The 9591-nt window shown below is 71.9% G+C and carries 9 protein-coding genes and 1 pseudogene; 6 read left to right on the top strand and 4 right to left on the bottom strand.

Annotated elements, in window-relative coordinates; all coding sequences use genetic code 11:
- The first annotated feature begins 505 nt into the window (after positions 1–505).
- From ggt to ACFVST_RS23505, 4 genes and pseudogenes are all read left to right on the top strand, one after another.
- Positions 506–2107: a gamma-glutamyltransferase gene (gene ggt / locus ACFVST_RS23520; protein ID WP_390155367.1), complete on the top strand. Its 1602-nt coding sequence runs from the start codon at positions 506–508 to the stop codon at positions 2105–2107.
- Between the two features lie 25 nt (positions 2108–2132).
- Positions 2133–2441 (top strand): annotated as a pseudogene (locus ACFVST_RS23515) (L-lactate permease); the annotation flags it as partial.
- 44 nt (positions 2442–2485) lie between these two features.
- On the top strand, positions 2486–3583 hold the full coding sequence (locus ACFVST_RS23510) for an acetamidase/formamidase family protein (protein WP_390155365.1): 1098 nt from the start codon (positions 2486–2488) through the stop codon (positions 3581–3583).
- Between the two features lie 162 nt (positions 3584–3745).
- Positions 3746–4924: a hypothetical protein gene (locus ACFVST_RS23505; RefSeq protein WP_390155363.1), complete on the top strand. Its 1179-nt coding sequence runs from the start codon at positions 3746–3748 to the stop codon at positions 4922–4924.
- A gap of 49 nt (positions 4925–4973) precedes the next feature.
- On the opposite strand, the gene ACFVST_RS23500 is transcribed toward ACFVST_RS23505, so the two are convergent.
- The 3 genes from ACFVST_RS23500 to ACFVST_RS23490 all read right to left on the bottom strand — a co-directional run bounded on the left by ACFVST_RS23500 (position 4974) and on the right by ACFVST_RS23490 (position 7157).
- On the bottom strand, positions 4974–5456 hold the full coding sequence (locus tag ACFVST_RS23500; RefSeq protein ID WP_390155361.1) for a VOC family protein: 483 nt from the start codon (positions 5454–5456) through the stop codon (positions 4974–4976).
- A gap of 35 nt (positions 5457–5491) precedes the next feature.
- Positions 5492–6331 (bottom strand): alpha/beta fold hydrolase, encoded by an 840-nt coding sequence (locus ACFVST_RS23495; protein WP_390155359.1) that lies wholly within the window; start codon positions 6329–6331, stop codon positions 5492–5494.
- 271 nt (positions 6332–6602) lie between these two features.
- The gene (locus ACFVST_RS23490) at positions 6603–7157 is read right to left on the bottom strand and encodes a hypothetical protein (protein WP_390155358.1); all 555 of its coding nucleotides are present in this window, start codon (positions 7155–7157) and stop codon (positions 6603–6605) included.
- Between the two features lie 373 nt (positions 7158–7530).
- Here ACFVST_RS23490 and ACFVST_RS23485 point away from each other — a divergent pair, with 373 nt between their 5' ends.
- Entirely contained in the window at positions 7531–8277 is a 747-nt protein-coding gene (locus tag ACFVST_RS23485; RefSeq protein WP_390155356.1) for a hypothetical protein, read from the top strand.
- Position 8278: 1 nt separating this feature from the next.
- Here the strand turns inward: ACFVST_RS23485 and ACFVST_RS23480 are convergent, their stop codons facing one another.
- Positions 8279–8731 (bottom strand): EamA family transporter, encoded by a 453-nt coding sequence (locus ACFVST_RS23480; protein ID WP_390155355.1) that lies wholly within the window; start codon positions 8729–8731, stop codon positions 8279–8281.
- Positions 8732–9092: 361 nt separating this feature from the next.
- Between ACFVST_RS23480 and ACFVST_RS23475 the strand changes: the two genes are divergently transcribed.
- Entirely contained in the window at positions 9093–9581 is a 489-nt protein-coding gene (locus ACFVST_RS23475; protein ID WP_390155353.1) for a glutathione peroxidase, read from the top strand.
- Positions 9582–9591 lie beyond the last annotated feature (10 nt).

Below are 9591 nucleotides of genomic sequence, written 5' to 3'. Positions count from 1 at the left end.
GGTCCTGGTGCGTGCTCTCGGTGTGCCGGCCGGACTCCCTCGTACTGGACGTACTTCGGCGTTCGGCCGGTGCAGCGAGAGTGCGTGCCAGGGCCCGCGACGCCACGGAGATCCAAACGACACGGCCTAGCCACCCGGGACCGTCCCGCGGTGCCGCCTCCACCAGTCCCGCACCGGTCCGTCGAATTGGTATTCCAAAAGGGTGTGCACACCTCTGGACACCCTGATCCCGGTCAATCCAGAATGATAACTGGATACCGTATGCAATGGCTGGTTGCGGTCGTAAGCTCGACTTGATGCTCAGCTCAATCGCTCAGCCGCGTCCCGGCTCGGCCTCAGCTCGACGGCCCAGCTCTCAGTGCCCAGCGCTCACTGCTCAGCTCTAACTGAATGTCCAGTTCCGCGCTCGACTCCGAGCCGGCCCGAAGCCCTTCTTCGGGATCACTCTCAGCTCTCACGGGGCCAGCCCGACGTCCGCCCCCAGCTCGTCCCTCAAGGAGCCGGTATGACGCGCACAACCCGTCCGGTCGCCCTGGCCCGTAACGGGATGGTCAGCTCGCCCCACTACCTCGCCTCTGCCGCCGGTCTTCAGGTGCTGCGGGACGGCGGCAGCGCGGTGGATGCCGCGATCGCCGTCAACGCGACCCTCGGCGTGGTCTACCCGCATATGACGGGCCCCGGCGGAGACGCCTTCTGGCTCATCCACGACGCCGCCACCGGCAGCGTCCAGGCCCTCAACGGCAGCGGCCGCTCCGGCGCCGCCGCCACCCGCGACTTCTACACCAGCAAGGGCCTCACCGAGATCCCCTCCCGCGGCCCGCTCGCCGCCGTCACCGTACCGGGCGCCGTGGACAGTTGGTGCACCGCCCACGAGCGTCACGGACGCCTCCCGCTGTCCGCCCTGCTGCGCGCCGCGATCGACTACGCCAGGGACGGCTTCCCGGTCTGCGACAGCTACGCGGCCTGCGCCTCCGACGTCGCCGAGGTGCTCCACGCGCACCCCCTGACCAGCAGGACCCTGATGCCGGAGCAGCGCCTCCCGGCCATCGCCGACGTCCTCACCCTGCCCCGCCTCGCCGCCACCCTGGAGACCGTCGCCGAGAAGGGCCGGGCCGGCTTCTACGAGGGCCCGGTCGCCGCCGAGATCGCCCGCAGCCTTCAGGAGGCCGGCGGCCTGCTCACCACCGAGGACCTCGCCGCCCACCACTCCGACTGGCAGGACCCGATCTCGACCACCTACCGCGGCTATGTGGCATACCAACACCCGCCGAACTCCCAGGGGTTCGCGCATCTGATGGCCCTGAACATCATCGAGAACTTCGACCTCTCGGGCCTCATCAGCAGCAACGACCCGCGCTATGTGCATCTGCTGGTCGAGGCCACCCGGCTGGCGTTCGCCGACCGCGACCGCCACCTCACCGACCCCGCCTTCCACGAGATCCCCATGGACCGGCTCCTCTCCAAGGGGTACGCCGCCGAACTGGCCTCCCGCATCACCATGGACCGCGCGGCACCCCTCCAGCCCGTGACGCGGATGGGTGGCGACACCACGTGCAGCGTCGTCGTGGACAAGGACGGCAACGCCTCCTCCGTCATCCAGAGCCTGTACCACGAGTTCGGCTCCGGCTTCATCGCCGGCGACACCGGCGTCCTGCTGCAGAACCGCGGCTCCTTCTTCTCGCTCGACGCGGACCACGTCAACAGCCTGGAGCCGAACAAGCGCACCTTCCACACGCTGATGCCCGGCATGTTGCTCCGCGACGGCCGGCTCGACCTCGTCTACGGCACCATGGGCGGTGAGGGCCAGCCGCAGACCTCCAACGCCCTCGTCACCCGCGTCGTCGACTTCGGCCTCGACGTACAGCAGGCCATCGACGCACCCCGCTGGCTCTACGGCCGCACCTGGGGCGACGACCGCCGCGACCTGCGCATCGAGAACCGCTTCCCCGCCGAGGCCCTCGAAAGCCTCCGCAACTGGGGCCAGCCGGTACAGCAGTTGGGCGACTTCGAGGGCGTCATGGGCCACGCCCAGGCCATCCGCGTCGGCGACAAGGTCCTGATGGGCGGCGCCGACCCGCGGGGCGACGGACTCGCGCTCGGCTGGTGACACCCGTTCCCGCGACCTCTCCGGCAATCTGCTCTTCGGCGCCTTCCAGCACACCACCGCACAAGCCGCCGGACTCAGCACCGCCGACGTCCTCGGCGGACAGACCACCGGTGGCGCACTCGGCACCGTGATCGCCCCCGGCAAGATCCTGCTGGGCACCACCACCGCGCGGATCGCCGGCCGCGCAGGACAAGTCCTGCGGATCATCCTGCCGTTGGCACTCGGCACCACCGCGATCGTCGGACCGGCGCGCCTCCTGCTCGGCGGGGCCTCTGCGTCTTCGCCGCCACCATGCTCACCTCCCCGTCCTGCGTTACCGCTCCCGACCGCGTGACTGAACCCGGGAACCGGACCCACCACCTCTGAAAGGGAGCACGTATGTACCACGAGCTTCTCGCCACGCCCGATAACTGCCAGTGGGGCTACTTCGACAACTCCGTGAAGCCGAACCTCACCGTCTCCTCGGGCGATGTCGTGGCCATCGAGTGCCTCACCCACCACGGGGGCGAGGCGCCCGACCTGCTCTTCGACGACGGGGTGCGCGCCGTCTACGAGGCCATAGCGGAACAGGACCGCGGCCCGGGCCCGCACATCGTGACCGGCCCCATCGCCGTCACCGCCGCCGAACCGGGCGACGTTCTGGAATGCCGCTTCCTCCAGGCCCGCCCCCGCCCCGGCCTGCCCTACGGCGTCAACTTCCACGCCAATTGGGGCCTGCTGTACCCCCCGACCCGCGCCCCCATGGAGCACTCCACCCCCGGCGAACTGGAGGGCGAGGAGCATGTGGTCGTCTACGAGGCCGACTGGGAGTCCTACACCGCCCGCGGCGTCTTCCAGTACTCGTATCCGCACGCCGAGCCGCTGCCCAGGCCCGGCATCCTGATCCCGCCGGAGACCACCAGGCGGGAGCCCGTGCTGAACGGCGCCGCGGTCCCGCTGCGCCCGCACATGGGCACCGCGGGGGTGGCCGGCCGCCAACCCGGCAAGATCCACACCGTGCCGCCGGGCGGCTTCGGCGGCAACGTCGACAACCGCAGCTTTGTGCCCGGGACGCAGATGTTCTACCCGGTGCAGGTGCCGGGGGCGCTCTTCTGGGCCGGTGACACCCACTTCGCCGAGGGCGACGGCGAGATCTCCGGCACCGCCATCGAGGGCCACCTCAATGTGCTGGTCCAGTTCGTCCTGCACAAGCAACTCGGCATCCGCACCCCGGTGTTGGAGACGGAGACCGAGATCATGGTGCACGGTTTCCACGAGAACCTGGACGAGGCGGTACGTATCGCCGCCGCCGAGACCGTGTTCGAGATGGGGCGCCGCTGGGGCCTCAGCCAGCGGGAGGCGTACTCGGTGCTCAGCGTCGCCGGCGACGCCCGGGTCACCCAGGTCGTCAACGGGGTGAAGGGCGCCCACTTCGTGGTCAGCAAGAACATCGTCCGCCAAGCCCCGCGGAGCGGCTTCGGCTCGGCCGGGCAGTGACCCGGCGACCGGCGGCGGGCCGGGCCGCCCCGGTGATCCCACCGGGCTCCCGGCCCGCACCGGCACGGCCGTGACAAGCGGAGCTTGCGTGCCGCGGCGGCTGCCCGGGATCATACGGGTGCCCGTAGGCAGTGCCCTAGACGCCCCTCACAGATCGACGCCATGCCGAAGACCAGCACCCCCGCACCCACCGTCCCCGACACCGCCTGGCTGGGGCGCGGGCGCCATCTCGGGCCCGAGCCCGAGCAGGACGTCCGGCGCAACCTGATCGCCCTCAAGGCGGCCGGCGTGATCGACGACTTCCTTGACCTGGCGCCGCCGCACGCCGAGTCCACCGAAGTCGGCCCGCTGCCTGACCCGTTCGGCGCGGAGAGCGGCCCGCCGCTCCCGGAGACCACCCGCCGCCGCTTCGAGGCCCGCTGGCGCGTGGACGAGACGGTCACCGTCCGCGCCCAGTTGACCACGTACGAGGTGGCGGGGCGGCGGCGTACCGGGGAGGCCGTGAGCTGGGTGCTGGCCGCGGAGGCGGAGCGCCCGTGGGAGCTGCGCTGGCCCTCCCCGGCCACCATGTTCTGGCCGGACAGCGACCGCGTCCTCTGGGACTACGACGTGGTGCCCGGCCCCCGCGTGCGAGCCGTCAGCCCGCTCCCCGCGGACGACAAGGAGATGCGGCGCCTGCTCAAGGACTGCGTCCGCCAGAGCTGGAACATCCATGTCGTCGTCCATGAGGCGATGACGCCCGACGAACGCGGCCGCCGTCCCTTCGCCCTCTATCTGCCGCCCAGCCTGCGCCACCGGGTGGTCGAGCACCGCGCCGCCCCTGAACAGTCCCAGATCGCCGACTGGGCGGTACGCGACCTGGGCGTACGGCTGCCCCGCGGCGGCGCCGTCGTCCTGCCCACCGCCACGGGCGGGCCCGGCCCCGACCCGGAGCGCTTCGCGGTGCGCAATGTCTTCCTCGACGGTTCGGAGCCCACCGAACTCGTCCAGAAGGTCATCGCCGTCGCCCTGCGCCCCCGCCCCGCCACCGCGGACACCGAGCACGCCCTCACCGAACTCCGCGGCCGCTGGCACCTGCTCACCATGGAGGAGGAACTGGCGCACACCCGGGAGCTGGTCACCAAGTACGCCGACGCGCTGGAGGCCATGACCAAGTCCCGCGATCTGTACCGGGAGGCCGCGGAACGCGCCCAGGCTGCCCTGGCCGCCGCGCCCCGCCCGCCCGTGCCCGCTCCCGCGACCCCGGCCGACCCGGCCGCCACCAGGCAGGACGGCTCCCCCCTGAGCGCCCTCACCAAGGCCTTCGGCCGCTTCCGCGACGGGGGCAAACCGCCGTCGTAGCCGGCGGAGTCGTCCTGTGCCGCTGAAATCGCCGCCCAGGCCGCTCGGCTCAGTGCACGCAGAACTCGTTCCCTTCCGGATCGGTCATGATCACCCAGCTTCCGGAGGGCTCCGCCACGTGCCGCTGGACGCGGGCGCCGAGGGCCGTCAGGCGTTCCACCTCGGCCTCCCGCTGTCCGTCCGGGCCGTGCAGGTCGATATGGAGGCGGTTCTTCCCCGGCTTCTCCGCGGCCTCCGGGACACGGTTGAACAGCAGACGTCTGGCGGTACCGACGCCGCAGCGCGGGTCGTACGGATCCTCGGGGTGGCGGACCGCGGCGGCGTCCCGCCAGGCCCGGCGGCCGTGGTGCTCGACGACGGCCTCCTCGGTGACGGCGCCGGCGTCCAGCAGCCCGGCGATGAGAGCGCTGTGGTCCTCGACCTCGTAGTGGAGGGCCGCGGCCCAGAAGTCGGCCTGGGCGTGCGGGGCGGCGGTGTCGACAACGAGCTTGAAATGTACGGGTGATGGACGAGATGCAGCAGTTGCGTTCATGGGTCCACTTATAGTCCCCGCCACTGACAACGGGCCTACGTCCGGTCCTCCAGGGCCTCGACCAGCCGTGTGCGGAAGGCGTCCGGGTGCGTGGTCAGCCCGATGTGCCCGCCGGGGAATTCGGCGAGCGGGGTGCCGAGCCGCTGGGCGAGGAACGTGACGGCCCGCTGCGGCAGTTCACCGGTCGAGTCCGCCCCGCACGCCGTCACCAGCCGGTCCGCGACCCCCGCCAGACGTTCCAGGTCCGGGGAGTACGCCATGAAGCCGGGCACGATCCGGCCGAGGAAGTACGGCAGATTGGCCCTGGTCCGCTCGGCCCGCGCGGCGGCCTGCGGCGGCAGCTCGACCGCGGCCGCCGGGGGCGGCGCCCCGTCCGCGGTGAGACCGGCGGCGAACTCGGCCATGGCGGGCCCGAGTCCCTCGGTACGCAGAGTGTGCTGGACCCGCGCCAGGAACTCCCGCTGCGTGGCCGCGTCCGGCAGCACCTCCACCACCGGCGGTTCGTGCACCACCGCACGGGCGACGCGCTCCGGGTGGGCGGTGAGCAGATGGAGCGCGGTGACGGCGCCCGAGCTGGCCCCGAACACCTGGGCCGGCTCGCCGGGGGAGAGGTGTTCCAGCAGCCGCAGCGCGTCCTCGGCGTGATCGGCCACCCGCTGCCGCGCGCCGGGGTCGTCCAGCGGGCTGCGGGAGAGGCCGCGCGGATCGTAGGCGGCGACGGTACGGGTGGCGGCCAGGTCGTCGGCGATGCCGTCGTAGGAGGCCGCGTCGCCCGCGCCACCCGGGATCAGCAACAGGAGCGGACCCTGGCCGCGGACCTCGTAGTGCAGGGTGGCGCCCGGTACGCGCAGGCTGCCGGTGGTGGGCGGGGTCATTCGGGGTCTCCTTGCCGGGGTCGGGCTGGTGCGTCAGGCCTCGGCGAAGGCGAACAGGGCGTCCCGGCCGGAACGTCCATCGGTGGGCTCGGCGATGCGGAGGGTGACACGCCCCAGGAATACGCCCACGGGTTCCGGGCGGGCAACTGGATTTGCCGGCACGGGACTTGGGCACATCGGCGGCGGGGCGGGCTCCGTTTCGCCGGGCACCGGCCGCCGCACCACGGGAGGGGATGCGGCGGCCGGACTCACCCCCCGGAGGGGGCGCGGGTCAGCCGGCCGTGCGCGAAGGGGCCAGGCAGCCACCGCAGTTGTAGAAGGTCACGTCCCAGTGGTTGCCCTCGTAGTAGTAGACGTTCCCGCTACCGGACTTCCACTTCGAGCCGCCGATCGAGCTGAAGTGCTTCTTGACGTAGCTGGTGACACAGCTGGTCATGCCGATGTCGACCTTGTAGCCGTTCCAGTGGCTGTAGGTGCCGCTGGCGTGGCCGGTCTCGGTGCCGCCGGTGAGGCGGATCGCGCAGCGGCTGGCCTTCTTGAGCGTGATCACACCGTTCACGGTGCTGGAGTTGATCTTGTCGAAGGAGGTGCAGTTGGAACGGTTGCGGTTGGAGCAGCCCCCGCTGGAGCTCCAAGTGATGCCGTTGGCCTTGAACTTGGCGGTGGCCTGGGAGTGCGTCAGCTTCGCCTGGACGCTGACATCGGCCTGGGCGCTCTGCGCGGCGTAGCCGACGCCGGGGGCCGCGAGGACGAGGGTCGCGCCGACGGCGACGGCGGCGGCACCGAGCCGGGTGCGGGTGGAGCGGAATCTGTGGGGGGTCTTCATGGGTTCGTCTCCCTGGTCCGGGGATACTTGGTCCGACGCGGGACGGCGGACGCTCCCCGTGGGACGCGCGTCCTACCCGCATCGTGAAATCCCGAGACTCGCATCGTTTGCAGGTACACGTCAACGGCCCCGTTGGTGCCCGTCCGCAGATCCTACGGACGGGGACGGCAGCTCACGCTGAGCCACCATCAGGGGCCCTGCTCGGACCGGCAATGCCCTTGTGAGGAACGGGAGTTGGACGGCGAGCGGGTCAGATCCGGCGCCCGGTCAGAGCCTGCGGGAGGCCGTCCCCGTCCCGCCGCCTCCGCGGCCAGGACGGCCCCCTCCCAAGCCAATCAGGGGCAGAACGCGCCCGGCGGGTGAAACTGGCCGGATGACGGATCACTCCCTCGACAGCGCCATCGCCTCCGACAGCAAGGGCGGCCCCGCCCGCACCGTCCTGCTGGCCGTGGTCCTGTGCGTACCCGCACTCAAGGTGCTGTGGACCCTCGGCGGCAGCGACCACGCCCGGGAAGCCCTGCTCACCATGGAGGCCGCCAACTGGCCCGGCATCCTGGTCGGGATGCTCCTCACCGAGCCGCTGCTCACCTCGGTCCTCGCGGTCCTGGTGTCGCGGACGGTCTCCGCCTGGCTCGCCGCCCGGCACGCCGCGGCCGAACCCGAGCGGCGGCTCCCGCTGTGGAAGGCGGCCCTGATCGGCCTGGTCACCACCCTCGCCTTCGCCCTGCTCGTCGCCACCGTGCACAACTGGGCCTGGGGGCTGGCCACTTGGCTGGTCGCCTATCTGCTGCGCCTCGGCATCGTCGCCACTTACTACGCGACCCCGGGCGGCCGGCGGGAGCGCTTCGCCACGGGCGCACGGCACGCGACGCTGCTGCTGACCGCGGTGGTGCTGCCGCTCGCCGCACTCGCCGCCGTCCTCGACGGGCGTTCCTGGGCCAATGTGCTGGACTGCGACGTGAACACCGGTCACGGCACCGAGCGCACCCGCCTCATCGAGTTCCACCGCGAGTCCAGCGGCGCCACCGGCTGGGACATCCACGGCGCCGAGTCCGTCTTCGGCGCCAACTGCGCCTTCTCCCAGGACCAGACGGTACGCGCCCCGTGGTGGCGACAGTGAACTACCGCTCCCCGCAGTCCAGTTGAGTCCGGCCTGTCCCTGACTCGGGTGCCGCACCGGGCGCGGCGAACCGCCGTACGCCCGGGGCGAGTTGCCCCGCGGCCAGTGCCGTGAGGGCGAGCACGAATCCCGCGAGCTGAACCGGGGCGAGGTCCGCCCCGGCGATCACGGCGCCCAGGGCAGCGGCGACCAGCGGTGACAGCAGCCCGAGCAACGCGGCCGGGGCGACGGCCAGTTGGCGGATTCCGGCGAACCAGACGGTGTACGTCAGCAGCGCCCCCACCAGCCCGAGCCACGGATACCCGCCCACCGCCCTGCCGTCGATCCCCGCCGGGACACCGTCGACGGCCAGCGCCGGAACGAGCAGTACGCCACCGGCCGCGGTGAGTTGCCACCCGGCGAGCCCCACCGCGGAGACACCCTCGGGACGGCCCCACCGCTTGGTGAGGACCACCCGGTACCCATGGACGCCGCCCCGCCGACCCCCGCCAGCACCCCGACCGGATCCAGCGCGGCGTCCGGCCCGAGCACCACCAGCGCGACCCCCGCCACCCCGACGACCCCCCACACCACCCGCCACACCGAGAGACGCTCACGCGGGACCGCCACCGCGAGGAACGCCACCATGATCGGCTGGGCGGCACCCAGGGTCGCGGCGACCCCACCGGGCAGATACTGGGCGGCGCCTGTATCCGGTGCAGTCGATACGCCCGAGGTGTTCGGAGCGGAAGTGCTTGTCCTGGTCACCCGTCCACACTCGGCCCGCCCGGCACCCGCGTCCGACCTGATCCGCGCCGGGCATAGGCTCTGGTCCCATGAGCATCTACGACGTGGAAATCGGGGCCCTCCAGGGCGGCCCCGCGGATCTCGCGCAGTACCGGGGCAAGGCCGTCCTGGTCGTCAATGTGGCCTCCCGCTGCGGGCTCACCCCGCAGTACGCCGCCCTGGAGACGCTGCACGCCCGGTACGCCGACCGCGGGTTCACCGTGTTCGGCGTTCCCTGCAACCAGTTCATGGGCCAGGAGCCCGGCAGCGCCGAGGAGATCGCCGAGTTCTGCTCGGCCACCTACGGTGTCACCTTCCCCATGAGCGAGAAGACCGAGGTCAACGGCCCGGACCGGCACGACCTCTATCGGCGCCTGGTGCCGCACGCGGACGCCGAGGGGCACACCGGCGATGTGCGGTGGAACTTCGAGAAGTTCCTGATCGGCCCGGACGGTTCGGTGGTGGCCCGGTTCGCACCGCAGACCGAGCCGGACGACGCGGCGGTCCTGGCCGCGATCGAGGCGACGCTCCCCGCCTAGTCACCCACCG

The sequence above is a fragment of the Streptomyces sp. NPDC058045 genome, assembly GCF_042885635.1.
Lineage (GTDB): Bacteria > Actinomycetota > Actinomycetes > Streptomycetales > Streptomycetaceae > Streptomyces.
Note: the sequence above shows the minus strand (reverse complement) of the source record. Positions and strands in the feature narration are given on the sequence as shown.